The organism is Alistipes sp. Marseille-P5061 (genome assembly GCF_900290115.1).
Taxonomy (GTDB): Bacteria; Bacteroidota; Bacteroidia; order Bacteroidales; family Rikenellaceae; genus Alistipes; species Alistipes excrementigallinarum.
The window spans coordinates 277,797-301,831 of the sequence record NZ_LT985750.1 but is presented as its reverse complement, the minus strand read 5'-3'; the positions used below and the strand labels follow the sequence as shown (position 1 = coordinate 301,831).

General features: G+C 63.7%; 23 protein-coding genes. 15 read left to right on the top strand and 8 right to left on the bottom strand.

What is annotated here, in order from left to right; all coding sequences use genetic code 11:
- Window positions 1–3 precede the first annotated feature (3 nt).
- From rplW to rpsL, 7 genes are all read right to left on the bottom strand, one after another.
- Window positions 4–294, bottom strand: a complete 291-nt coding sequence (rplW, locus tag C8267_RS08195; protein WP_087359737.1) for a 50S ribosomal protein L23 — start codon at window positions 292–294, stop codon at window positions 4–6.
- Between the two features lie 15 nt (window positions 295–309).
- On the bottom strand, window positions 310–936 hold the full coding sequence (gene rplD, locus C8267_RS08190; protein WP_087359734.1) for a 50S ribosomal protein L4: 627 nt from the start codon (window positions 934–936) through the stop codon (window positions 310–312).
- Between the two features lie 2 nt (window positions 937–938).
- The gene (rplC, locus tag C8267_RS08185) at window positions 939–1,553 is read right to left on the bottom strand and encodes a 50S ribosomal protein L3 (RefSeq protein ID WP_087359731.1); all 615 of its coding nucleotides are present in this window, start codon (window positions 1,551–1,553) and stop codon (window positions 939–941) included.
- A 63-nt stretch (window positions 1,554–1,616) separates the two neighbouring features.
- The gene (gene rpsJ, locus C8267_RS08180) at window positions 1,617–1,922 is read right to left on the bottom strand and encodes a 30S ribosomal protein S10 (protein ID WP_004329464.1); all 306 of its coding nucleotides are present in this window, start codon (window positions 1,920–1,922) and stop codon (window positions 1,617–1,619) included.
- Between the two features lie 8 nt (window positions 1,923–1,930).
- Window positions 1,931–4,045 carry an elongation factor G gene (fusA, locus tag C8267_RS08175; protein WP_106634317.1) on the bottom strand — a complete coding sequence of 705 codons (2,115 nt, stop codon included), beginning with the start codon at window positions 4,043–4,045 and terminating at the stop codon, window positions 1,931–1,933.
- Window positions 4,046–4,060: 15 nt separating this feature from the next.
- Window positions 4,061–4,537: a 30S ribosomal protein S7 gene (rpsG, locus tag C8267_RS08170; protein ID WP_087359725.1), complete on the bottom strand. Its 477-nt coding sequence runs from the start codon at window positions 4,535–4,537 to the stop codon at window positions 4,061–4,063.
- Window positions 4,538–4,579: 42 nt separating this feature from the next.
- Entirely contained in the window at window positions 4,580–4,960 is a 381-nt protein-coding gene (gene rpsL / locus C8267_RS08165; protein ID WP_087359722.1) for a 30S ribosomal protein S12, read from the bottom strand.
- 706 nt (window positions 4,961–5,666) lie between these two features.
- Here rpsL and leuS point away from each other — a divergent pair.
- The 8 genes from leuS (at window position 5,667) to menA (ending at window position 14,780) form a co-directional block, all read left to right on the top strand.
- On the top strand, window positions 5,667–8,423 hold the full coding sequence (gene leuS, locus C8267_RS08160; protein WP_106634316.1) for a leucine--tRNA ligase: 2,757 nt from the start codon (window positions 5,667–5,669) through the stop codon (window positions 8,421–8,423).
- Between the two features lie 164 nt (window positions 8,424–8,587).
- A complete protein-coding gene (gene prfA / locus C8267_RS08155; RefSeq protein WP_087359716.1) occupies window positions 8,588–9,673 on the top strand; it encodes a peptide chain release factor 1 in 1,086 nt (361 codons plus the stop codon).
- Window positions 9,673–9,999 (top strand): MGMT family protein, encoded by a 327-nt coding sequence (locus C8267_RS08150; RefSeq protein ID WP_087359714.1) that lies wholly within the window; start codon window positions 9,673–9,675, stop codon window positions 9,997–9,999. Before prfA ends, C8267_RS08150 begins: the two co-directional genes overlap by 1 nt.
- A gap of 230 nt (window positions 10,000–10,229) precedes the next feature.
- Window positions 10,230–10,763, top strand: a complete 534-nt coding sequence (locus tag C8267_RS08145; RefSeq protein ID WP_087359711.1) for a TonB-dependent receptor plug domain-containing protein — start codon at window positions 10,230–10,232, stop codon at window positions 10,761–10,763.
- Between the two features lie 296 nt (window positions 10,764–11,059).
- On the top strand, window positions 11,060–12,409 hold the full coding sequence (gene xseA, locus C8267_RS08140; protein WP_087359708.1) for an exodeoxyribonuclease VII large subunit: 1,350 nt from the start codon (window positions 11,060–11,062) through the stop codon (window positions 12,407–12,409).
- 35 nt (window positions 12,410–12,444) lie between these two features.
- Window positions 12,445–12,633, top strand: coding sequence for an exodeoxyribonuclease VII small subunit (gene xseB / locus C8267_RS08135; RefSeq protein ID WP_087359705.1), 189 nt, complete (start codon window positions 12,445–12,447; stop codon window positions 12,631–12,633).
- A gap of 207 nt (window positions 12,634–12,840) precedes the next feature.
- The gene (locus tag C8267_RS08130; RefSeq protein WP_199792093.1) at window positions 12,841–13,827 is read left to right on the top strand and encodes a class I SAM-dependent methyltransferase; all 987 of its coding nucleotides are present in this window, start codon (window positions 12,841–12,843) and stop codon (window positions 13,825–13,827) included.
- A gap of 68 nt (window positions 13,828–13,895) precedes the next feature.
- On the top strand, window positions 13,896–14,780 hold the full coding sequence (menA, locus tag C8267_RS08125; RefSeq protein WP_087359702.1) for a 1,4-dihydroxy-2-naphthoate octaprenyltransferase: 885 nt from the start codon (window positions 13,896–13,898) through the stop codon (window positions 14,778–14,780).
- A gap of 185 nt (window positions 14,781–14,965) precedes the next feature.
- On the opposite strand, the gene trhA is transcribed toward menA, so the two are convergent.
- The gene (gene trhA / locus C8267_RS08120) at window positions 14,966–15,625 is read right to left on the bottom strand and encodes a PAQR family membrane homeostasis protein TrhA (RefSeq protein ID WP_106634315.1); all 660 of its coding nucleotides are present in this window, start codon (window positions 15,623–15,625) and stop codon (window positions 14,966–14,968) included.
- A 79-nt stretch (window positions 15,626–15,704) separates the two neighbouring features.
- On the opposite strand from trhA, the gene C8267_RS08115 reads away from it, so the two are divergent.
- The 7 genes from C8267_RS08115 (at window position 15,705) to argB (ending at window position 23,873) form a co-directional block, all read left to right on the top strand.
- A complete protein-coding gene (locus C8267_RS08115) occupies window positions 15,705–17,906 on the top strand; it encodes a RelA/SpoT family protein (RefSeq protein WP_106634314.1) in 2,202 nt (733 codons plus the stop codon).
- A 70-nt stretch (window positions 17,907–17,976) separates the two neighbouring features.
- Complete coding sequence (locus tag C8267_RS08110) at window positions 17,977–18,594, top strand: GNAT family N-acetyltransferase (RefSeq protein WP_106634313.1); 618 nt, start codon at window positions 17,977–17,979, stop codon at window positions 18,592–18,594.
- Window positions 18,595–18,682: 88 nt separating this feature from the next.
- The gene (locus tag C8267_RS08105) at window positions 18,683–19,885 is read left to right on the top strand and encodes an argininosuccinate synthase (protein ID WP_087359690.1); all 1,203 of its coding nucleotides are present in this window, start codon (window positions 18,683–18,685) and stop codon (window positions 19,883–19,885) included.
- Window positions 19,882–20,844, top strand: a complete 963-nt coding sequence (argC, locus tag C8267_RS08100; RefSeq protein ID WP_106634312.1) for an N-acetyl-gamma-glutamyl-phosphate reductase — start codon at window positions 19,882–19,884, stop codon at window positions 20,842–20,844. The genes C8267_RS08105 and argC overlap by 4 nt, the downstream gene beginning before the upstream one ends.
- A gap of 136 nt (window positions 20,845–20,980) precedes the next feature.
- Entirely contained in the window at window positions 20,981–22,108 is a 1,128-nt protein-coding gene (locus tag C8267_RS08095; RefSeq protein WP_106634311.1) for an aspartate aminotransferase family protein, read from the top strand.
- Between the two features lie 23 nt (window positions 22,109–22,131).
- Window positions 22,132–23,091, top strand: coding sequence for an N-acetylornithine carbamoyltransferase (locus C8267_RS08090; RefSeq protein WP_106634310.1), 960 nt, complete (start codon window positions 22,132–22,134; stop codon window positions 23,089–23,091).
- Window positions 23,088–23,873, top strand: a complete 786-nt coding sequence (gene argB / locus C8267_RS08085; RefSeq protein WP_106634309.1) for an acetylglutamate kinase — start codon at window positions 23,088–23,090, stop codon at window positions 23,871–23,873. The genes C8267_RS08090 and argB overlap by 4 nt, the downstream gene beginning before the upstream one ends.
- Window positions 23,874–24,035 lie beyond the last annotated feature (162 nt).

The following is a 24,035-nucleotide window of genomic DNA, read 5'->3' as shown; positions in this document are numbered from 1 at the left end:
TCGTTAGATATTACTGTAAAAATCTATCTTGTCTCCATCCTTCAAGGTGACAATAGCCTTCTTGAAGTTGTTCGCGCGGCCTGCAAGAAGACCGGCCTTCGTGTAGCGGCTCTTCTGCTTGCCCATGTAGTTCACCGTGTTCACGTCCGTGACCACGACGTTGTACATCTGCTCTACGGCGTTGCGAATCTGCAGCTTGTTAGCTCTCACGTCAACGATAAAACCGTAGCGATTCAACTTTTCGCCCTGAATCGTCATTTTCTCGGTCAAAACCGGCTTAATAATAATCTCCATTGTGTCTCTTGCGTTTTAAGCTAACATCGTATTCAATACATTCTCGGCACCCTCGACCATTACCAGGGCCGAAGCGTTCATCACGTCGTAGGTGCAGAGGTTCTGTGCCAGCACCGGCTTCACGTAGGGAAGGTTGCGGCACGAGAGCTGCAGCGTGTAGTTCGACTCGGGCAGTACGAGGAGCACCTTCTTGTCGGCGACCTTCAGCGCCTCGGCCATTGCCTCGACGAACTTGGTCTTCGGAGCCTCCATCTTGACGGCCTCAACCACGCTGATGGCACCGGCCTGCGCCTTGTAGGTGAGGGCGCTGCGACGGGCCAGCTGCTTGAGCTTCTTGTTGAGCTTGAAGCTGTAGTCGCGGGGCACGGGACCGAAGACGCGGCCGCCGCCTACGAACAGAGGCGACTTGATGCTGCCGCAACGGGCACCGCCGGTACCCTTCTGGCGCTTGAGCTTGCGCGTCGAACCGGCAACCTCGTTGCGCTGCTTCGACTTGTGCGTGCCCTGACGCTGGTCGGCCAGATACTGCTTCACATCGAGATAAATAGCGTGGTCATTAGCCTCCACGCCGAAGACAGCGTCCGAAAGGACTACCTTACGACCCGTCTCTTTTCCTTGTGTGTTCAATACAGCTAATTCCATGACTATTTCTCAATTGTTAAGTAAGCACCCTTTGCACCCGGAATCGAACCCTTTACGAGAATGAGGTTGTTCTCGGGAATCACTTTCAATACCTTCAGGTTCAGCACCTTGACCTGCTCGCCTCCCATCTGGCCAGGCAGACGCTTGCCGGGGAATACGCGCGAAGGATAGGACGAGGCACCCAGCGAACCGGGCTTGCGCTGACGGTTGTGCTGGCCGTGGGTCTGGCCGCCGACACCGCCGAAGCCGTGGCGCTTCACAACGCCCTGGAAGCCCTTGCCCTTCGAAATCCCGGTGACGTCCACCCAGTCCTCCTCCGTGAAGAGGTCAACCGTAAGCGTGTCGCCCAGGTTCACTTCGGGCATGCCCTTGAACTCGGCAAGCTTGCGCTTGGGAGTCGTTCCGGCCTTCTTGAAGTGCCCTAACAAACTGCTGCTGGTGTGCTTTTCGCTCTTTTCGTCATAGGCAATCTGAACCGCCTCGTAGGAGTCCTTCTCGACGGTTTTGATTTGCGTAACAACGCACGGACCAGCCTCAATGACAGTGCATGGTATGTTCTTACCCTCGGCACTGTAAACGGAAGTCATTCCGATTTTCTTTCCAATAAGTCCTGACATTTTTGTCGAATTACGTTTGTTATATTAAGTGAGCTTTTTCTCATTCGGTAGCAAACACCCCCATCAGACCTTGATTTCAACCTCGACGCCCGAGGGAAGCTCCAGCTTCATCAGTGCGTCGATGGTCTTCGGAGTCGACGAATAGATGTCGAGGATGCGCTTGAAGGTGCAGAGCTGGAACTGCTCGCGGGCCTTCTTGTTGACGAACGTCGAGCGGTTCACCGTGAAAATCTGCTTGTGCGTGGGCAGGGGTACGGGACCGCTCACCACGGCGCCCGTGCTCTTCACGGTCTTCACAATCTTCTCGGCCGACTTGTCGACGAGATTGTGGTCGAATGACTTTAACTTGATTCTAATCTTCTGGTTCATATGTGTGCTTATTCTATATCCTTACGTTTACCACTCGCTTTCTCGATAATCTCCTTGGCAAGGTTTGCGGGAACCTCCTCGAAGTGCGAGAACTCCATGGAAGAGGTGGCACGGCCCGACGAAATCGTACGCAGTACGGTCACGTAGCCGAACATCTCCGACAGGGGCACCTTGGCCTTGACCACGCGTGCCGTACCCTTCGTCTCCATGCCGGTAATCTGACCGCGGCGCTTGTTCAGGTCGCCGATGATGTCGCCCATGTTCTCCTCGGGGGTAACAACCTCCACCGACATGACGGGCTCCATGATGACCGAACCGGCCTTGGGAGCTGCGGCGCGGAAGCCGTTGCGTGCGGCGATTTCGAACGACAGCTGGTCGGAGTCCACGGGGTGGAACGAACCGTCCTTGAGGGTAACCTTCATCGAGTCAATCGGATAGCCGGCCAGTGCGCCGTTGGCCATGGCGGCCTCGAAGCCCTTCTGAACCGAGGGGATGAACTCCTTGGGAATGTTACCGCCCTTCACCTCATCGACGAACGTAAGGCCCATCTTGCCCTCGTCGGCAGGACCAATCTCGAAGATGATGTCGGCGAACTTACCGCGACCACCGGTCTGCTTCTTGAAGACCTCACGGTGCTGAACCGTCTTGGTGAGGGCCTCCTTGTAGTTGACCTGGGGAGCACCCTGGTTGATTTCGACACCGAACTCGCGGCGCAGACGGTCGACGATGATGTCGAGGTGGAGCTCACCCATACCGCTGATGACCGTCTGACCCGAATCCTCGTCGGTGTGTACCGTGAAGGTGGGGTCCTCTTCGGCCAGCTTCGCCAGAGCGATGCCCAGCTTGTCGAGGTCCTTCTGCGTCTTGGGCTCTACGGCCAGACCAATCACCGGCTCGGGGAAGGTCATCTGCTCGAGCACGATGGGTGCGTTCTCGGCGCAGAGCGTATCACCGGTGCGAATCTCCTTGAAGCCGACAGCTGCACAGATGTCACCGGCGCAGACCGTCTCGAGGGGGTTCTGCTTGTTGGCGTGCATCTGATAGATGCGGCTGATGCGCTCACGCTTGCCGCTGCGCGAATTGAGCACGTAGGAACCTGCGTCGAGCTTGCCCGAGTATACGCGGACGAATGCCAAACGGCCTACGAAGGGGTCGGTGGCAATCTTGAAGGCCAGACCGCAGAAGGGTTCGTCGTCCGAAGCGTGGCGGACCTCCTCGGCGTCGGTCTTGGGGTTGATGCCGTGTACGGGGGGCACATCCAGCGGCGAAGGCAGGAAGGCCATCACGTAGTCGAGCAGCTTCTGAACGCCCTTGTTGTGGAACGACGAGCCGCAGAGCATCGGGACGAGCTGCATCGAGATGGTGGCCTTGCGGATGGCGGCCAGCAGTTCGTCGGGGGTAATCGAATCGGGGTCCTCGAAGAACTTCTCCATCAGGGCGTCGTCCGTAGCGGCAACCTCCTCGATGAGCTTGGCACGCCACTCGGCAGCCTCGGCCTTCATCGACTCGGGAATCTCGCGGATTTCGAAGTTGTCGCGGACGGTCTTGTCGTCGAAGTAGTAAATCGCATTATTATAAATAAGGTCTACCAGTCCCTCGAACTTGTCCTCGGCGCCGATGGGCAGAACCACCGGAAGCGCCGTTGCGCCGAAGTGCTCCTTAATCTGCGCGCAGACCGAGAAGAAGTCGGCGCCCGTACGGTCCATCTTGTTGACGTAGCCGATACGGGGAACATGGTACTTGTCGGCCTGACGCCAAACGGTCTCCGACTGGGGCTCCACGCCGCCTACTGCGCAGAAGGTGGCGATGGCGCCGTCGAGTACGCGGAGCGAACGCTCCACCTCGACGGTGAAGTCCACGTGTCCCGGGGTATCAATCAGGTTAATCTGATACTGATGGTCCTTGTAGTGCCAGAACGCCGTGGTAGCGGCCGAGGTGATGGTGATACCGCGCTCCTGCTCCTGGACCATCCAGTCCATGGTGGCGCCGCCCTCGTGCACCTCGCCGATTTTGTGGGTCTTGCCCGTGTAGAAAAGGATACGCTCCGATGTGGTGGTCTTACCGGCATCGATGTGCGCCATGATACCGATATTACGCGTATAGTGTAAGTCTCTGGTTGCCATCTGTCGTCTCCTTTTTTAGAATCTGAAGTGTGCGAACGCCTTGTTGGCCTCTGCCATGCGGTGCATCTCCTCCTTGCGCTTGAAGGCGGCACCCTGCTGGTTGTAGGCGTCCATTATCTCTGCTGAAAGCTTCTCTGCCATCGTTTTGCCGGCGCGCTTACGCGAGTAAAGGACAAGGTTCTTCATGGAAATAGAAATCTTGCGCTCCGGCCGAACCTCCATAGGAACCTGGAAGGTCGCGCCACCGATACGCTTCGACTTCACTTCGACTTGGGGCGTGATATTCTCGAGAGCCTGTTTCCAGATTTCCAGCGGAGATTTATCAGCATCCTTCATCTTCTTGCCCACCAGCTCCAGTGCATCGTAGAAAATGGTGTAGGCAATACTCTTCTTACCATCCAGCATGAGGTTGTTCACGAAACGGGTCACTGCCACGTCGTTGAACTTCGGATCCGGAAGTAGAATTCGCTTCTTAGGCTTAGCTTTTCTCATTGTTTCTTGCTAAAAAAATTCGATTGATTCTTCTGTTTTCGATTATTTACCGGCCTTGGGTCGCTTTGCACCGTACTTCGAGCGACGCTGACGACGTCCGTCTACACCGGCCGAGTCGAGCGCACCGCGCACCAGGTGGTAACGTACACCGGGGAGGTCCTTCACACGACCGCCGCGGACGAGCACGATGGAGTGCTCCTGCAGGTTGTGGCCCTCGCCCGGGATGTAGGCGTTGACCTCCTTGCCGTTGGTCAGGCGCACACGCGCCACCTTACGCATAGCCGAGTTAGGCTTCTTCGGGGTCGTGGTGTACACACGCGTGCAGACGCCGCGGCGCTGGGGGCACGCTGCGAGTGCAGGGGACTTCGACTTGTCCTCGAGGGCAACCCGACCGTTTCTCACTAACTGTTGAATAGTTGGCATTTCTTAAAACGTTTTTGTCCTTGAAACTTGGTTAAAAAATCTATCTCCATTGTCCAAAATGGACTGCAAAGGTACGCATTTTTTTGGAAATTCCATATATAGCCCCATCTTTTTTCGCGTTTTTCCAGCATTTTGCAGGGTTTTCCATACTTTTTACTTATCGTTTCTGTAAAACCATATAAATACATTTATACACAATCATTCAATGCGGGAAATATCAGCTCGTTACCCGCATTGTCGCCGGAGGTGTCGGGAAGGGTCTGCAAACCGACCTCCGGAGCATGGACGGAGGGCGGCAGCCACCCGCTATCGGCGTGTCCTTCAAGCGCATGCACCGCATGGCAATTGCCGGAGCGGGGAGACGCGAAGCGAGGCGGGCGGAATGTGAAAAGAGAGGCGGGAAGAGGGGTCTCCGGAGCCGAGAGGGAGGGGTGGAAAACGGGAGAGAGCGGGACCGACGGAGCAAGCGGAAGAGAACCACCCGGACGGGCCACACGGGCCCCTCCCGCACAGACCGCACACGCCTCCCGGACGAACCACAGAAAGCACCCCCGCAAGGACCGCATAAACCCTCCCGGACGGGCCGCGCAGGGGGCGAAACCGCACACGCTCACCCCTTTTCAAAGGGAAACTCCCCCGAAATGGACGAAATCCGAAAAGTTTTCCTTACTTTTGCGGGAAAATCGACAACAAACAGAAACCCGATATGGAATACAATTTCAAGGAGATTGAGTCCAAATGGCAGCACCGCTGGCAGGAGGAGGGAACCTACCGCGTCGAAGTCGACCCTTCGCGCCCGAAATACTACGTGCTCGACATGTTCCCCTACCCCTCGGGGGCGGGGCTCCACGTCGGCCACCCGCTGGGCTACATCGCCTCGGACATCTACGCCCGCTACAAGCGGCTCCGGGGCTTCAACGTCCTCCATCCGATGGGCTACGACGCCTTCGGACTCCCGGCCGAGCAGTACGCCATCCAGACAGGGCAGCACCCCGCCGTCACCACCGAACGCAACACGGCCCGCTACCGCGAGCAGCTCGACAAAATCGGCTTCTCGTTCGACTGGTCGCGCGAGGTGCGCACGTGCGACCCCAAGTACTACAAGTGGACGCAGTGGGCCTTCCTGCGGATGTTCGACCACTGGTACGACCGCGCGCAGCAGAAGGCGCGCCCCATCGCCGAGCTGACGGCCGCATTCGCCGCCTCGGGCACCGAGGGCATCGACGCCGCCTGCACCCACGAGATGAGCTTCACGGCCGACGAGTGGAACGGCTGGGACGAGGCACGTCGCGAGCAGGTGCTGCAGAACTACCGTCTGGCCTACCGCGCCGACACGATGGTCAACTGGTGTCCGAAGCTGGGCACCGTGCTGGCCAACGACGAGGTGCGCGACGGACTCTCGGTGCGCGGCGGCTACCCCGTCGAGCAGAAGCGCATGAAGCAGTGGCTGCTGCGCGTGACGGCCTACGCCGAGCGGATGCTCGAGGGGCTGGAGCATCTGGCCTGGAGCGACTCGCTCAAGGAGATTCAGCGCAACTGGATTGGCCGCTCGGTCGGCGCACAGGTCTTCTTCGACATCGCCGGCTCGGAGCGCAAGCTCGAAATCTTCACGACGCGTCCCGACACGATTTTCGGCGTCACCTTCATGGTCATCGCCCCCGAGCACGAGTGGGTTGCCGAGCTGACCACCGCAGAGAACCGTCAGGCCGTCGAGGACTACATCGAGCAGACGAAGAAGCGCTCGGAGCGTGAGCGCATCGCCGAGACGCGCCGCGTGAGCGGCGTGAAGACGGGCTCGTTCGCCATCAACCCCTTCACGGGCAAGCAGATTCCCATCTACGTCTCGGACTACGTGCTGGCCGGCTACGGCACGGGAGCCATCATGGCCGTCCCGGCCCACGACTCGCGCGACTGGGCCTTCGCCCGCCACTTCGGCCTCGACATCGTGCCGGTGGTCGAGGGGGGCGACGTGGAGCAGGCCTCGTACGACGCCAAGCAGGGACGCCTCATCAACTCGGACTTCCTCAACGGCATGGAGGTCAAGGAGGCCATCGCGCGGATGTTCGACGAAATCGAGCGCCGCGGTCTGGGCAAGCGGCTGGTCAACTACCGCCTGCGCGACGCCATCTTCTCGCGCCAGCGCTACTGGGGCGAGCCCTTCCCGATTTACTACCGCAACGACATCGCCTGCCCGCTGTCGGACGACCAACTGCCGCTGACGCTGCCGCCGATTGAGAACTTCGGCCCCACGGCCGAGGGCGAGCCGCCACTGGCCCGCGCCAAGGGTTGGACCACCCCCGAGGGCTACCCCTACGAGCTCTCGACGATGCCCGGATTCGCCGGCTCGTCGGCCTACTACCTGCGCTACATGGACCCGCACAACGACCAGGCGCTCGTCAGCCGCGAAGCGAACGCCTACTGGCGCAACGTCGACCTCTACGTCGGCGGCATCGAGCACGCCACGGGCCACCTGATGTATGCCCGTTTCTGGAACATGTTCCTCTACGACCTGGGCTGCGTCTGCGAACCCGAACCCTTCCGCAAGCTGGTCAACCAGGGTATGATTCAGGGCCGCTCGAACTTCGTCTACCGCGTGGTGGGAACCAACAAGTTCGTCTCGCTGGGGCTGCGCGACCAATACGAGACGCAGGAGATTCACGTCGACGTGAACATCGTCCACAACGACATCCTCGACCTGGATGCCTTCCGCGCCTGGATGCCCGACTTCCGCGATGCGGAGTTCATCCTCGAGGACGGCAAGTATATCTGCGGTTGGGCCATCGAGAAGATGTCGAAGTCGATGTACAACGTCGTGAACCCCGACCGCGTCATCGAGCTCTACGGCGCCGACACGCTGCGCATGTACGAGATGTTCCTCGGGCCGCTCGAGCAGGCCAAGCCGTGGGACACCAACGGCATCGACGGCGTGCACAAGTTCCTGCGCCGCCTCTGGCGCCTCTACTTCGACCGCGACGGCCGTCTGGCCGTCACCGACGCCGAGCCTACGGAGGAGGAGCTGCGGACGCTGCACAAGACCATCCGCAAGGTGACCGACGACATCGAGAACTTCTCGTTCAACACGGCCGTGGCCGCCTTCATGATTTGCCTCAACGAGCTGGGCGACTGCTCGAAGCGGAAGATTCTCGAGCCGCTGGCCGTGCTGATTGCCCCCTTCGCGCCGCACCTGGCCGAGGAGCTGTGGGAGGCGCTGGGCCACACGACGACGGTCTGCGACGCGACGTACCCCGTCTGCGAGGAGCGCTACCTCGTGCGCAGCACCTTCGAATACCCCGTGTCGGTCAACGGCAAGCTGCGCTTCAAGAAGCAGTACGCCGTGGCGATGACGCCGGCCGAAATCCAGGCGGCGGTGGTCACCGAGCCCGAGGCGCAGAAGTGGCTCGACGGCAAGACGCCCAAGAAGGTGATTGTCGTGCCGGGCAAAATCATCAACATCGTCATCTGACCCGCCGGCCGCCCCGGCCTGCCGGACTGAGCGGCCCCGAAAGGAGCAATCCCGAAAGGAGCGGCCCGCTTTTTACCGCCGAAGGGTGAAAATCGGGCTGCGATTTCCAAAATCGTCAAATGTATCGTATCTTTGTCCTCAAAACAAGATACGATACCTTTTTTATGGCAGACAACACCATACTGACCCGCCTCGACGGGTTGAAACTCAAGTACGAGGAGATTGGCCAGAAGCTCACTGACCCCGAAGTGATTGCCGACGTCAAGCAGTTCGTCCAGCTCAACAAGGAGTACAAGGAGCTCGAGCCCATCATCGAGACCTCGGAACGCTACCGCACGGCGCTGGCCAACCTGGCCGAAGCGAAGGATGTCCTGGTCAACGACAAGGACGAGGAGATGCGCGAGATGGCCCGCGGCGAAATCGCGGAGCTCGAGCCCGCCATCTCCCGCATGGAGGAGGAAATCAAGCTGCTGCTCATCCCCAAGGACCCGCAGGATGCCAAGAACGCCATCATGGAGATTCGCGGCGGCACGGGCGGCGACGAGGCGGCCCTCTTCGCCGGCGACCTGCTGCGCATGTACACCAAATACATCGAGTCGAAGGGGTGGAAGTACGAAATCACCTCGGCCTCGGAGGGCGCCGCCGGCGGCTACAAGGAGGTGGTGATGAAGGTGACGGGGCAGAACGTCTACGGCACGCTCAAATACGAGTCGGGCGTGCACCGCGTGCAGCGCGTCCCCCAGACCGAGACGCAGGGCCGCGTCCACACCTCGGCCGCTTCGGTGGCCGTGCTGCCCGAGGCGGAGGAGTTCGACGTCGAGATTTCGATGAACGACATCCGCAAGGATATCTTCTGCGCCAGCGGCCCGGGCGGGCAGTCGGTCAACACGACCTACTCGGCCATCCGCCTGACCCACATCCCGACGGGCATCGTCGTGCAGTGCCAGGACCAGAAGTCGCAGCTGAAGAACTTCGACAAGGCCTTCGAGGAGTTGCGCACGCGCGTCTTCAACCTCGAATACTCGAAGTACCTCGACGAAATCGCCTCGAAGCGCAAGACGATGGTCTCGACGGGCGACCGTTCGGCCAAAATCCGCACCTACAACTACCCGCAGGGGCGCATCACCGACCACCGCATCAACTACACCATCTACAACCTGGCGGCCTTCATGGACGGCGACATCCAGGATGTCATCGACCACCTGATTGTGGCCGAGAACGCCGAGCGGCTCAAGGAGAGCGAGCTCTGATGTCCCGCACGAAGCACACGACGCTGCCCGCGGCACTCGACGCCGAGCTCTACGAGCTTGTCCGAGAGATTCCCGCGGGCAGCGTCGCCACATACGGCCAGCTGGCCCGGCTGCTCGGACGGCCCAACCATGCGCGGCTGGTCGGACGGCTGCTTGGAAGAGCTCCCTCCGACATCCCCTGCCACCGGGTGGTCAGCGCCTCGGGGCGCACCGTCGCGGCGTGGAGCGCCCAGCGCACACTGCTCGAGGGCGAAGGGGTGCGCTTCCGTCCCAACGGAGCCGTCGACCTGCGGAGTTTTCTCTGGAGACCCGGGGCTCCGGAGTGAGGTCCGACGGCGGGGCGAGGTTCCGACAGCAGACGGAGCGAGGGGGTGCGAGGCCTGCCCGCAGAGAGGGGCCCGACAAAGCAAAGTCCCACCCGACCGAGGAGATAAGTCGCCAGCGCGGCAAAGCCCCCGGTGGAACAAGCCCCTGCCACCGGGACGAGCCCCGGAAAAGAGGGCGGCGCATGCAATAGGAGCCCCCGGCGAAACGTTATCCGAAAAAAGAGAACCGCATGAAACGACTGTTGCTCATACTGCTCCTCACGTCGGCACTCACGGCCGCCGCACAGGAGCCCCTCTATCTGGTCAACGGGAAGGAGGTCGACGAAATCAGCTCCATCCCGCCCGACGACATGGAGAGCGTCGAGATGCTTCCGGCCGACGAGGAGACCATCGCCCGCTACGGCGAGAAGGCCTACAACGGAGTGATGGTCGTCACGCTGCGCTACGACACCCCCGCCCGCTTTCCGGCCGGGGAGTCGTTCGACGCCTACATCGCCTCGCAGGTGAAGTGGCCCGAGGAGGAGACCGCCGCCCGCGTGGTGCTGCGCTACACCGTCACCCCCGAGGGGCGTACGGTGGCGGGCGACGAGCTGGAGTCGACCGACAGCCGCCTGCGCCGCCGCGTGCTGAAGGCCCTGGAGGAGGCCCCCCTCTGGGAGCCCGCCACCAAGAACGGCACCCCCGTGGCCAGCGAAGGGGTGCTGCGCATCCAGCTGCCCGAGGGCAAGCCGCTGCCCCGCCTTCCCGAGCTGATTTGGCGCTGAGCCGCCGCCCGCCCCGGCAACCGACTGAAGACCGAACCCCGCAACCACCGCCAGGCAGCCGCGCCCGCAACCCTCCAACCGCCAAATCCCGCAGCCACCCCGCAACCACCCTCCCGCAGCNAATCTGATAGATTCCAGTATGCATCACTTGTGGCAATTCGATCGGGTGGTAGTTATTGCGAGTGTATTTGTTTTAATCAACAGGGTCCACCGACAATGCACACGTCTCTATTCGCCGGCAGCTTAAGATGTATAAAAGGAACAGTGCCGGGACAATCCACTATCTTTGCCTCCCGATGCAGCCATCGGCACATATCACCCTCGTGGAGTTGCAGCGACTCGTGAAGGAGCGTCTTCACGAGCAGTTCCCGCTGCCGCTCTGGGTCAGCGCCGAGATTGCCGAACTGAAGGTCAACTACTCGGGCCACTGCTACCTCGAGCTGGTCGAGAAGGGGGGCGACAACGGCGTGCCGCTGGCGCAGTCGCGCGCCGTCATCTGGCGCTCGGTCTACCCGCGCGTGGCCGCATACTTCGAGGCGGAGACCGGCCGCAAGCTCGCCCCCGGCATCCGCATCCTGGCCCGCGTGACGGTCAACTACCACGAACTCTACGGCTTCTCGCTCCAGATAACCGACATCGACCCCGCCTACACGCTGGGCGACATGGAGCGCCAGCGCCAGCAGACCATCGCCCGCCTGCAGCGCGAGGGGGTATGGGAGATGAACCGCGAAACGGAGCTGCCCCCCGTCGTGCAGCGCATCGCGGTGGTCTCGAGCGCCCATGCGGCCGGCTATCAGGACTTCTGCCAGGAGCTGGCGAAGAGCCCCTATGCCTTCCGCACGGAGCTCTTCGACGCCTTCATGCAGGGCGACGCCGCCGAGGAGTCCATCATCGCGGCGCTCTGCGCCGTGGCCGAACGCTCCGAGGAGTTCGACGCCGTGGTCCTCATCCGCGGCGGCGGCTCGGCCAGCGACCTCAACTGCTTCAACGCCTACCGCCTCTGCGCCTACATCGCCCAGTTCCCGCTCCCCGTACTGACGGGCATCGGCCACGACAAGGATACGAGCGTGGCCGACATGGTGGCCCACACGGCGCTCAAGACCCCAACGGCAGTGGCCGGCTGGCTGGTTGACCGTGCGGCGCAGGTCGACGCCTGGCTGGACCGGGCCGCCGTGCAGCTTCACGACACCACCGTCGAGGCGATGCGCCGCGCCGAGCTGCAGCTTGAGCGCCTCACGGGCGAACTGCGGCGGCGGAGCGACGAGCTCGTGGCCCGCCGGCGCCTGCAGCTCGAACGGCTTGCGGGCGAGCTGTCACAGCGCTGCGCCACGCTCGTGGCCCGGCAGCGGCTGCTGCTCGAAGGGGCGGCCCGGGAGCTGCCCCGCGCCGTCGGGGAGCTGCTCACGCGCCAGCGCAACCGCCTCGCGGCGGCCGGCGAGCTGGTCGAGGCGCGCTCGCCGCGGCGGATTCTCAAGCTGGGATTCGCCGTCGTGCGCACCGGAGGGCGGGCCATCGCCTCGGTGCGCGGCATCGCGGGGGGCACGCCGCTCGAGATTGAGGTGGCCGACGGACGGCTCCGCGCCACGGCCGACGAAGAGCAGCCCTCCGGCGAGGAAGGCTCCCCGGAGGAGGCACCCCGCGCCTGAACCCATACCACAACGCACAAAACCATCCACGCACCATGGCCAAGAAAGAGATAAGCTACAGCGAGGCGATGGCCGAAATCGACAAGATTCTCGCCCGCCTGCGCAACGAAGAGATGGACGTCGACAGCCTCGCTGCCGAGGTCAAGCGGGCCACCGAGCTGATTGCCCGCTGCAAGGAGCGGCTCGGCAAGGCCGAAACCGAAGTCCGCAAGATTCTGGAATAACCCGCCGCACGCGCCTTCCGGCCGATGCCCGGCAACGCTGACCGCCGACACGCTGCGGGACATGCCCACCGGGGAAGGACAAACGTCCGCCGCCCGGCAAGAGCGGCCCGCACGACCGGAACACCCAACCGTCGGCCTGCCGAAGCCGAAGTCGGGACCGAAGCCGGAACCGGGTATAACAAGGAGCAATAAAAACACGTCACGCCTATGCGCCGAATCATCAAATGGGCCCTCAACCACCTGCCGCGCACGCTGCTGCAACGGCTTGCCGGCTGGATGGTGCCCCTTGCGGGACTCTTCTACCGCGGCCGCCGGGTCGAGTGCCCCATATGCGGCTCCCACTACCGCAAGTTCCTCCCCTACGGCTACGTCACCTCGCGCCCCAATGCGCTCTGCCCCCACTGCCTCTCGCTCGAACGCCACCGCCTGCTCTGGCTCTGGCTCGTGCGCGAGACGAGGCTGCTCGACGACTGCCCGCGGCTGCTGCACATCGCCCCCGAGGTCTGCCTGATGCGCCACCTCGGCCGCCTCTACGCGCAGCACCCCGAGCGCTACGTGACGGCCGACCTCGAGAGCCCGCTGGCGAAGCTCCACTTCGACGTGCAGCAGATTCCGCTCGAGGATGGCTTCGCCGAGGTGCTGCTCTGCAACCACATCCTCGAACATGTGGCCGACGACCGCCGCGCGATGCGCGAACTCTTCCGCGTGCTGCGTCCCGGCGGCTGGGGCGTCATCCTCTCGCCCGTCGACCGCACGCGTGCCGCCACCTTCGAGGACGACTCCATCACCGACCCCGACGAGCGCACCCGCATCTTCGGGCAGTACGACCACCGGCGCATCTACGGCCGCGACTATGCCGACCGGCTGCGCGAGGCGGGCTTCGAGGTGCTGGAGCTCGACTACGCCGCCGCCTGCACCCCGGAGGAGCGCCGCCGCTACGCCCTCTGCAAGGACTGGCTCTACATCGTCCGTCGTCCGGCCGAGAGCGACCTTATCCGCAAGGCGCCCGCATCCGTGAACAGGGCATCCGCCGCCGGAAAGGCTGCCGCCGAAGAGACGCCCGCCGCCGCTCCTGCCGGAAAGACAACTGCCGCCGCTGAACCCACCGCCGAAGAGGCAGCCGCGGCCCGGCCGGCCAACGCCCCGACCCCTGAATCCACTGCCGAACCGGCCTCCCGACCGGCTCGGGCATGACACATACGCCCCGATTCCGCCCCCTTGTCCGACGGAAGCGAACCAACGTATCAAAACATCATTTGCCCATGAAGACAAATTCCCTGCGCGCATGGCTCCTCGCCGTGCGACCCTACAGCTTCGGCGCCACCTCGACGCCCATCATCGTCGCCTCGGCGCTGGCCTGGAGCGACGGCTCGTTCCACTGGCTGCCGGCACTGCTCTGCCTGCTCTTCGCGCTGCTGATGCAGTGCACGGCCAACCTGGTCAACGACCTCTGCGACTTCCAGAAGGGAGCCGACAGCCCCGAACGGCTCGGTCCCGACCGCGCCTTCGCCAAGGGCTTCATCACGCTGCGCGCCATGAAGTGGGGCATCGCCGCCTTCACCGTGGCGGGGGCCGCCGTCGGTCTGACGCTGCTGCACTACGGCGGCTGGGAGCTGCTGCTCGTCGGCGCCGCCTGCATCCTCTTCGCCTACCTCTACACCGCCGGGCCGTGGCCGCTGGCCTACCACGGACTGGGCGACGTGGCCGTCATCCTCTTCTTCGGCGTCGTCCCCGTCGGATTCACCTACTACATCCTTGCCCACGACTGGACGTGGGAGGTGACGCTGGCCGGACTGGCCTGCGGACTGGTCATCGACACGATGCTGATGGTCAACAACTTCCGCGACCGTGTGGAGGACGCCGCCAGCGGCAAGCGCACGATTGTCGTCTGCCTCGGCGCCGGGGTCGGACGCTGGGGATACTTCGCCCTCGGCACGACGGCCACGCTGCTCTGCCTCGCCTTCGCACTCTTCGGGCGGTGGGGCGCCGCGCTGCTGCCGCTGCTCTACTGGGTTCTCTTCTTCTTCACGTGGCGCAAGATGGTCCGCATCGACCACGGCGAGGAGCTCAACGTCTGCCTGGGCGAGACGGCCCGCAACCTCACCCTCTTCGGGGTGCTGCTCACCGTCGGGCTGCTGCTCGGCTGACGCGGCCGGAGCAAGGCAAAGGCAAGAGGCGCCGCATCCTTTCGACGGGAGGATGCGGCGCCTCTGTTTTCGGGCGGGGCGGCCGGGCGAAATCTCAGGGACAGCGGGCGGCGGCGCAAACCGCCCGACGCGGCAACCAACGGCAGCAACCGGCGTCAGCAACCGCCCGGCTTCAACCGGCGGCCTCAATAGAGGTAGAAGACGATGCCCGCGAAGTGGCAGGCGGCGCCGAGGTTGATGAGCAGGTGCCAGACCAGATGGTGGTAGCGGAACCCCTTGCGGGCGTAGAACCACGCCCCGAGCGTATAGGAGAGGCCGCCCGCGGCGATGAGCCACAGCAGCTGCGTCGAGGCGTTGCGCAGGAAGAGCGGCAGGAAGAAGAGAATCGTCCACCCCATGACCAGATAGATGGTCAGGCTCACGGCCGGGAGCGAACGCCGCGAGAGCGACTTGTAGAATATCCCGAAGAGCACCATCGCCCACTGCAGCACGGCGATGAGCACGCCCTGCCACCCGCCGATGACCGAGAGGGCGATGGGGGTGTAGCTGCCGGCGATGGCCACGTAGATGAAGATGTGGTCCAGGATGTGGAAGACCGCCTTGTGCTTCGAGGCGGGATTCATCGAGTGGTAGAGCGTCGAGGCGAGGAACATGAGGAAGAGCGAGATGACGAAGATGCTCACCGAAACACAGGCCAGCACCGGCTGAGGGTCGTGCAGATAGGCCCACACCGCCGCGAAGGGGAGGGCGCAGAGCGCCAGAAGCGACATCACGCCGTGGGAGATGGTATTGGCAACCTCCTCACCCAGCGTGGGAAAATAAATTCGATTGTTGATGCGCAACATGGTTTCCAGAGGGTTTATTGTGGTCAAAAGTAGAAATTTTTTCATATCTTTGTGCGGTTAGGTTATCGACAATCACAAAATGGACTATTCACGCTACGAAAAACTCCGCGCACTGGTGCGCGGGAGTTTCTCGTCCGAGACCCTGCGTCTGGTTGACGAGGCGCTGGCCTATGCAGACGAACGACTCGCCGGGATGACCCGTTACGACGGCTCCCCGCTGCTCGAACATGGAGCTGGGGTAGCCTGCATCGTCATCTCGGAAATCGGGCTGGGACGCAACTCCACCCTCTCCTCCATCCTGCACGACGTGGTGCGCATCGCCCACAAGCAGCAGACGCAGGAGGAGTTCCTCGCGCTGATGAGCGACCTGCGCGCCCGCTTCGGCGAGCAGGTGGCCGGCATCACCATGGGGCTCTGCAACATCTCGGAGCTGAAGCTCAAGGTAGCCAACGAACAGGCGGGCAACTTCCGCGACCTGATTGTCAGCTACTCGGAGGACCCGCGCGTGATTCTCATCAAGCTGGCCGACCGGCTCGAGGTGATGCGCTCGCTCGACATCTTCCCGCGCGAGAAGTGGCGCAAGAAGAGCTGGGAATCGATGAACCTCTACGCACAGATTGCCCACAAGCTGGGTCTCTACGGACTCAAGAGCGAGCTGGAGGACATCGCCCTGAAGTACCTCGAGCCGAAGGACTACGAGCACATCGTGGCCAAGCTCGAAGAGAGTGCCGACGAGCGCCGCGCCTTCATCGCCCGCTTCATCGTCCCCATTGAGGAGCGGCTGCAGAAGCTGGGCATCCACTACCACATCAAGAGCCGCACCAAATCGATATTCTCCATCTGGAACAAGATGCAGAAGCAGCGCGTCCCCTTCGAAGGGGTCTACGACATCTTCGCCATCCGCATCATCATCGACTGCCCGCTGGAGGATGAGAAGCGGCTCTGCTGGACGGTCTACTCCATCGTCACCGACTTCTACACGCCCAACCCCAACCGCATGCGCGACTGGATTTCCATCCCCAAGTCGAACGGCTACGAGTCGCTCCACACGACCGTCTCGGCCGAGGGGCGGTGGGTCGAGGTGCAGATTCGCACCGAGCGCATGGACGCCGTGGCCGAGCGCGGTATCGCGGCCCACTGGCGCTACAAGGGGGTAGGTCAGGGCGCCGCCACCAGCGAGCAGTGGCTCAGCCGGCTGCGCGAGCTGATGGAGGATACGCCCCATGCGCTGGCGCAGCGCTTCGACGCCAAGCCCGCCACGGGTGAAATCTTCGTCTTCACCCCCAACGGCGACCTGCGCAAGCTGCCCGAGGGGGCCACGCTGCTCGACTTCGCCTTCGACATCCACACCAATCTGGGGGCCACCTGCTCGGGCGGCAAGGTGAACAACCGCGCCGTCTCGATTCGCGAGGTGCTCCACAACGGCGACATCGTCGAGATTCTCACCCAGAAGAACCAGACGCCCAAGGCCGACTGGCTCTCGGTGGTGGTCACCTCGAAGGCGCGCAACAAAATCAAGTCCTTCCTGCGCGAGGAGCAGGCCAAGCATGCCCGCATGGGGCGCGAGGAGCTCGAACGCAAGCTCAAGAACTGGAAGTTCCCGCTCACGATGGACGAGGCGGTGGCCTACCTGGCCAAATACTTCAAGGTGCGGACCGGCACCGAGGTCTACGGCCTCATTGCGACGCAGAAGGTCGACCTGGCCTCCATCAAGGAGATTCTCACGCGCCACATCTCGGGTGCGGCCGAGGAGGAGCGGCGCGCCGCGGCGGCCGAGGTCGAGCGTGCGAAGGCCGCAGCGCGCGAGGCGGCCCCCGCACGGAGCAGCGATGCGCTGATTATCGACGACGACATCTCGAAAATCCAGTACAAGCTGGCGCGCTGCTGCAACCCCATCAAGGGCGACGAGGTCTTCGGCTTCGTCACCATCGGCTCGGGCATCACCATCCACCGCACCGACTGCCCCAATGCGCGGCGCATGCGCGAGCGCTACCCCCACCGCGTCATCGAGGCGCGCTGGCGCTCGACGGCCGAGGGCTCCTTCCGCGCCTCCATCCGCATCGTGGCGGCCGACATGACCGGCATGGCCAACCACATCACCGAGGTCATCAGCCGCGACCTGAAGCTCAACATCCGCTCGATGAACTTCTCGGCCGCCTCGGGCGGCTGCGTCGAGGGGGTCGTGAGCGTCGAGGTCCCCGGCGCCGCGGTGGTCGACACGCTCATCCACTCCATCATGCGCATCAAGGGGGTGCAGCGGGCCTACCGCATCAACAACTGACGCGCGGTCGGAAGGGGCGAGGCCACGTATGTTCCATGAACATTTCCTTTTTTATTTTACTATCAGATAAATGAATAACAAATCCATCAGCGTCGTTTTCGCCGACTCGTCGCATGCGCACTACGCACAGCGTATCTGCGACCTCATCTACGAGTCGGCCCTGCAGCGGGGCACGGGCATCGCCAAGCGGTCGCCCGAGTACATCGCGGCGAAGATGACCGGCGGCAAGGCCGTCGTGGCGCTGGACGGCGAGAAGCTCATCGGCTTCAGCTACATCGAGTGTTGGGAGCACGGCGATTTCGTCGCGACCTCCGGATTGATTGTCGACCCCGAGTACCGTCACATGGGACTCGCGGAGCAAATCAAACGACGGACATTCGAGCTGGCCCGACGACGATTCCCCTATGCGAAGTTATTCAGCATCACCACGTCGCTTCCGGTCATGAAGCTCAACTCGCGGATGGGATACGTTCCCGTGACCTTCTCGGAACTGACCGACGACGAAGAGTTCTGGCAGGGCTGCCAGGGATGTTGCAACTACGACATCCTCCAGCGCAACAACCGGCGGATGTGCCTCTGCACGGGCATGCTCTATGACCCGGCCAAGGAGCAGCCCCGGCAGTCGCGGCTGGCACCCTACGTGATGTTCATCCACAACCGGTTCCGCAAGCTCTTCCACCTCAAGTAGCGGGAAGGCAGACGGAGCACACGCTCTCCGGGACGGTTTCCGGAGGGAGACAGACAACGAAAAACGTAAAATAAAAAGACAGGCAACAATGGAAAAGAAGAAAGTGGTACTGGCGTTCAGCGGCGGTCTGGACACCTCGTTCTGTGTAAAATACCTCTCCGAAGAGAAGGGTTACGACGTATATACGGCCATCGCCAACACGGGCGGCTTCTCGGCCGAAGAACTGGCGCGCATCGAAGAGCGCGCCCTGGCGCTGGGTGCCGTGAAGCACGCCACGCTCAACATCGAGCAGGAGTACTACGAAAAGAGCATCCGCTTCATGGTCTACGGCAACATCCTGCGCAACGGCACCTACCCCATCTCGGTCAGCTCGGAGCGCATCTTCCAGGCCATCGCCATCATCGAGTATGCCAAGCAAATCGGCGCCGACGCCGTGGCCCACGGTTCGACCGGCGCGGGCAACGACCAGGTGCGCTTCGACCTGACGTTCCAGGTGCTGGCCCCCGACATCGAAATCATCACCCCGACGCGTGACCTGACCCTCACGCGCGAATACGAAATCGACTACCTGCGCCGCCACGGCTTCGAGGCCGACTTCCGCAAGATGGAGTACTCCATCAACAAGGGGCTCTGGGGCACCTCCATCGGCGGCCGCGAGACGCTCCACTCGGAGCAGACGCTTCCCGAGGAGGCCTACCCGAGCCAGATTACCGCCACGGGCGAGGAGACGCTCCGCCTGGGCTTCACGGAGGGCGAGCTCACGTCGGTCAACGGCACCCCCTACACCGACCACGTCGAGGCTATCCGCGCCGTCGAGGCCATCGGCTCGCGCTACGGCATCGGCCGCGACATGCACATCGGCGACACCATCATCGGCATCAAGGGACGCGTGGGCTTCGAGGCTGCCGCCCCGATGCTGATTATCGCCGCCCACAAGATGCTCGAGAAGCACGTGCTGACCAAGTGGCAGCTCTACTGGAAGGAGCAGGTGGCCACCTGGTACGGCATGTTCCTCCACGAGGCGCAGTACCTCGAGCCGGTCATGCGCGACATCGAGGCGATGCTCCTCTCGTCGCAGCGCAACGTCACGGGCGAGGTCGAGCTGACGCTCCGTCCGCGCTGCTTCACGCTGGTGGGCGTCTCGTCGACGTTCGACCTGATGAAGACCGACTTCGGCGAGTACGGCGAGGTGAACAAGGCCTGGACGGCCGACGACGTGAAGGGCTTCACGAAGATTCTGGCCAACCAAATCAAGATTTACTACAACGTCCAAAAGCGCAACGGACGATGATACGGGCCGGAATTATCGGCGGCGCCGGCTATACGGCCGGCGAGCTGCTCCGCCTGCTGGTGAACCATCCCGGGGTCGAGCTGGGCTTCGTCCACAGCACGAGCCATGCGGGCGATGCGCTCACGGAGGTCCACGCGGGGCTCGACGGCCAGACCGGGCTGCGCTTCTGCGCGGAGTACGACCTGCAGGAGGTCGACGTGGTCTTCCTCTGCTCGGCCCACGGCGAGAGCCGCAAGTGGCTCGCCGCGCAGCAGCTCCCCGAGTCGCTGCGCATCATCGACCTGGCGCAGGACTTCCGCGACGAGAGCGAAGGGTTCGTCTACGGACTGCCGGAGCTCTGCCGCGAGCGGATTCGCGCGGTGCGCCGCGTGGCCAATCCGGGCTGCTTCGCCACGGCCATCCAGCTGGCGCTGCTGCCTCTGGCGGCGGCCGGGCTGCTCGAGGACGAGGTGCACGTAACGGGCATCACCGGCTCGACCGGCGCCGGGGTGAAGCCCTCGGCGACGACCCACTTCAGCTGGCGGAGCGACAACATCTCGGTCTACAAGTGCTTCACGCACCAGCACCTGCTCGAAATCGGCCGCAACCTGCGGCAGCTGCAGCCCTCGTTCGACCGCGACATCAACTTCGTCCCCATGCGGGGCGACTTCACCCGCGGCATTCTGGTCAGCCTCTACACGCGCTGCCGGCTCGACGAGCGGGAGGCTCGGCTCCTCTACGGCGACTACTACGAAGGGGCGGCCTTCACCCTCATGACGGAGCAGTACCCCGACCTCAAACGGGTGGTCAACACCAACCGCGCACTGCTGCACGTGGCCCGCTACGGCGACAAGCTGCACGTGGTGTCGGTCATCGACAACCTGCTCAAGGGGGCCTCGGGCCAGGCCGTGCAGAACCTCAACCTGATGTTCGGTCTGGACGAGCGCGAGGGGCTGCGGCTTAAGGCCAGCGCCTTCTGATTCCCCACCCGGTGCCGGGGCACTCCCCGGCGCCCGACAGAACCCATCCGGCAGTGTCCCGACCCGCGTCGGGATGCGGCCGGGTGTATTCACCCCCAAACAACCGGGGGTCCACTCACCCAAAAACAACACGTACATGAAACCATTCAACGTATATACGCTCTACCCCACGGAGCCCGTCCGGGGCCGCGGCAACTTCGTCTACGACGCCGCCGGCACCGAGTACCTCGACCTCTACGGCGGCCATGCGGTCATCTCGCTCGGCCATGCCGACGAGACCTACGTCGACCGCATCGCGAAGCAGGTCGCACGGCTGGGCTTCTACTCCAATTCGGTCGAAAATTCGCTCCAGTGCGAGCTGGCCGAGCGTCTGGGCCGCGCATCGGGCTACGACGACTACGCGCTCTTCCTCTGCAACTCGGGGGCCGAGGCCAACGAGAACGCCATGAAGCTGGCCTCGTTCCATACGGGCCGCTCGCACATCCTCGCCTTCACGGGTGCCTTTCACGGCCGCACGTCGGGGGCCGTCGCCGCGACGGACAATGTGGCGCTCCGCGCCCCCTTCAACGCGACGGACCACGTCGAGTTCGCCCCGCTGGGCGACCTGCAGCGGGTCGAGGAGCTGCTCGCGACGGGGCGCTTCGCCGCCGTCATCATCGAGGGCATCCAGGGCGTTGCGGGCATCCGCGTCCCCTCGGACGACTTCCTGCGCGGGCTGCGCGAGGCGACCCGCCGCCACGGCGTGCAGCTCATTCTCGACGAAATCCAGTCGGGCTACGGCCGCACGGGGCAGTTCTTCGCCCACCAGAAGGCGGGCATCCGCCCCGACCTGATTACCGTCGCCAAGGGGATGGGCAACGGCTTCCCCATCGGAGGCGTGCTCATCGCCCCCCACTTCGAGGCGAGGCCGGGGATGCTGGGCACCACCTTCGGCGGCAACCACCTGGCCTGCGCCGCCGCGCTGGCCGTGCTCGAGGTGATGGAGCGCGACCGCCTCATGGAGAATGCCGCCGCGACGGGCAGCTACCTGCTCGACCGGCTGAGCCGCATCGAAGGGGTGCACGACGTGCGGGGCCGCGGCCTGATGCTGGGCTTCGACGTCGAGGGGTCGGGGGCCGACTTCCGCCGCCGGCTGCTCTTCGAGAAGCACATCTTCACGGGCGGCGCCGGGAAGTCGACCGTCCGCCTGCTGCCGGCCCTCACGCTCACGCGCGAGCTGGCCGACCGCTTCCTCACTTCGCTCGGAGAGCTGCTCCGCGCCTGAACCGAAAAAAATGAACGCAAGCCATGAAAAAATTTACCTGCGTAGAGGATATCGGCGACCTGCACCGTGCCGTCGCCGAGGCATTTGAAATCAAGCGCGACCGCTTCCGCCATACGGAGCTGGGGCGCAACCGCACGCTGCTGATGCTCTTCTTCAACTCGAGCCTCCGCACCCGCCTCTCGACCCAGAAGGCGGCGATGAATCTGGGCATGAACGTCATGGTGCTCGACGTGAACCAGGGCGCCTGGAAGCTCGAGACCGAGCGCGGCGTGGTGATGGACGGCGACAAGGCCGAACACCTGCTCGAGGCGATTCCCGTCATGGGCTCCTACTGCGACATCATCGGCGTGAGGTCGTTCGCCCGCTTCCGCGACCGCGCCGAGGACTACGAGGAGCGCGTGCTCGAGGAGTTCATCCGCTACTCGGGGCGCCCCGTCTTCTCGATGGAGGCCGCCACGCGCCACCCGCTGCAGAGCTTCGCCGACCTGCTCACCATCGAGGAGTACAAGCGCACGGAGCGTCCCAAGGTGGTCATGACCTGGGCGCCCCACCCCAACGCGCTGCCGCAGGCCGTCCCCAACTCCTTCGCCGAGTGGATGAACGCCGCCGGCTACGACTTCGTCATCACCCACCCCGAGGGGTACGAACTCGACCCGAAGTTCGTCGGCCACGCCCGCGTGGAGTACGACCAGCGGAAGGCGTTCGAGGGGGCCGACTTCGTCTATGCGAAGAACTGGGCCGCCTATACGGGCGACAACTACGGCAAGGTGCTGAGCCGCGACCGCTCGTGGACCGTCACGGCCGAGAAGATGGCCCTCACCCGCGACGCCTACTTCATGCACTGCCTGCCCGTGCGGCGCAACATGATTGTCACCGACGAGGTCATCGAGTCGCCGCGCTCGCTGGTCATCCCCGAGGCCGCCAACCGCGAAATATCGGCACAGGTGGTGCTCAAGAGGCTGCTGGAGGGGCTCGCACAATGAGGAGCGTCACGGTGATGAAAATCGGGGGCAACGTCATCGACGACCCCGCGGCGCTGAAGCGCTTCCTTGCCCAATTCGCCGCACTCAAGGGGCCCAAGGTGCTGGTCCACGGCGGCGGAAAGCTCGCCACGCGGCTCGCCGAGCGGCTCGAGCTGAAGACGCAGATGGTCGACGGCCGCCGCATCACCGACCGGGGGATGCTCGACGTGGTGACGATGGTCTACGCCGGACTCATCAACAAGCAGCTCGTCGCCGGCCTCCAGGCCGAGGGGTGCAACGCGCTGGGGCTGTCGGGCGCCGACGGCAACGTCGTCACGGCGCGCCGCCGGGCTCCCGAGCCGGTCGACTACGGCTTCGTGGGCGACATCGAGCGGGTGGACGACGCCCTGCTCGAGCGGCTGCTCGAGGCGGGGCTGACGCCCGTCTTCCCGGCCATCATGCACGACGGCCGCGGGACGCTGCTCAACTGCAACGCCGACGGGGTGGCCACGGCACTCGCCACGGCGCTCGCCCGCCGCATGCCGACCGACCTGGTCTTCTGCTTCGAGAAGCGCGGTGTGCTGCGCAACCCCGACGACGAGGGGTCGGTCATCCCCGAAATCACGGCCGACGACTTCGCGGCGCTGCGCGCCGAGGGGGTTGTCAGCAAGGGGATGCTGCCCAAAATCGAGCAGGCGCTGAAGGCCGTCGAGGCGGGGGTGCGCAGCGTTGTCATCCGCAGCGCCGACCATCTGGACGAGCCCTCGGGCACCGTCATCCGCCGCCGGGCGGCCGAGCAGTGAGACCCTCAGACCGGGCGGCCGGGCTGTAACCCCTTCGGGCCGGACGGTGGAGCAAAGACCTCCCCGGGTCAGGCAGCTGCACAATGGCCCTTTCGGGCCGGGCGGCACATCCCGCAGCGCCCTTCCCCTCCCCCGAAGCGGCCCCGCAACGCCGCTCGGCCG

Excerpts from the sequence above, each read along its gene's own strand:
- rplW (WP_087359737.1), bottom strand. The coding sequence starts at position 294 with ATGGAGATTATTATTAAGCCGGTTTTGACCGAGAAAATGACGATTCAG.
- rplD (WP_087359734.1), bottom strand. The coding sequence starts at position 936 with ATGGAATTAGCTGTATTGAACACACAAGGAAAAGAGACGGGTCGTAAG.
- rplC (WP_087359731.1), bottom strand. The coding sequence starts at position 1,553 with ATGTCAGGACTTATTGGAAAGAAAATCGGAATGACTTCCGTTTACAGT.
- rpsJ (WP_004329464.1), bottom strand. The coding sequence starts at position 1,922 with ATGAACCAGAAGATTAGAATCAAGTTAAAGTCATTCGACCACAATCTC.
- fusA (WP_106634317.1), bottom strand. The coding sequence starts at position 4,045 with ATGGCAACCAGAGACTTACACTATACGCGTAATATCGGTATCATGGCG.
- rpsG (WP_087359725.1), bottom strand. The coding sequence starts at position 4,537 with ATGAGAAAAGCTAAGCCTAAGAAGCGAATTCTACTTCCGGATCCGAAG.
- rpsL (WP_087359722.1), bottom strand. The coding sequence starts at position 4,960 with ATGCCAACTATTCAACAGTTAGTGAGAAACGGTCGGGTTGCCCTCGAG.
- leuS (WP_106634316.1), top strand. The coding sequence starts at position 5,667 with ATGGAATACAATTTCAAGGAGATTGAGTCCAAATGGCAGCACCGCTGG.
- prfA (WP_087359716.1), top strand. The coding sequence starts at position 8,588 with ATGGCAGACAACACCATACTGACCCGCCTCGACGGGTTGAAACTCAAG.
- C8267_RS08150 (WP_087359714.1), top strand. The coding sequence starts at position 9,673 with ATGTCCCGCACGAAGCACACGACGCTGCCCGCGGCACTCGACGCCGAG.
- C8267_RS08145 (WP_087359711.1), top strand. The coding sequence starts at position 10,230 with ATGAAACGACTGTTGCTCATACTGCTCCTCACGTCGGCACTCACGGCC.
- xseA (WP_087359708.1), top strand. The coding sequence starts at position 11,060 with ATGCAGCCATCGGCACATATCACCCTCGTGGAGTTGCAGCGACTCGTG.
- xseB (WP_087359705.1), top strand. The coding sequence starts at position 12,445 with ATGGCCAAGAAAGAGATAAGCTACAGCGAGGCGATGGCCGAAATCGAC.
- C8267_RS08130 (WP_199792093.1), top strand. The coding sequence starts at position 12,841 with ATGCGCCGAATCATCAAATGGGCCCTCAACCACCTGCCGCGCACGCTG.
- menA (WP_087359702.1), top strand. The coding sequence starts at position 13,896 with ATGAAGACAAATTCCCTGCGCGCATGGCTCCTCGCCGTGCGACCCTAC.
- trhA (WP_106634315.1), bottom strand. The coding sequence starts at position 15,625 with ATGTTGCGCATCAACAATCGAATTTATTTTCCCACGCTGGGTGAGGAG.
- C8267_RS08115 (WP_106634314.1), top strand. The coding sequence starts at position 15,705 with ATGGACTATTCACGCTACGAAAAACTCCGCGCACTGGTGCGCGGGAGT.
- C8267_RS08110 (WP_106634313.1), top strand. The coding sequence starts at position 17,977 with ATGAATAACAAATCCATCAGCGTCGTTTTCGCCGACTCGTCGCATGCG.
- C8267_RS08105 (WP_087359690.1), top strand. The coding sequence starts at position 18,683 with ATGGAAAAGAAGAAAGTGGTACTGGCGTTCAGCGGCGGTCTGGACACC.
- argC (WP_106634312.1), top strand. The coding sequence starts at position 19,882 with ATGATACGGGCCGGAATTATCGGCGGCGCCGGCTATACGGCCGGCGAG.
- C8267_RS08095 (WP_106634311.1), top strand. The coding sequence starts at position 20,981 with ATGAAACCATTCAACGTATATACGCTCTACCCCACGGAGCCCGTCCGG.
- C8267_RS08090 (WP_106634310.1), top strand. The coding sequence starts at position 22,132 with ATGAAAAAATTTACCTGCGTAGAGGATATCGGCGACCTGCACCGTGCC.
- argB (WP_106634309.1), top strand. The coding sequence starts at position 23,088 with ATGAGGAGCGTCACGGTGATGAAAATCGGGGGCAACGTCATCGACGAC.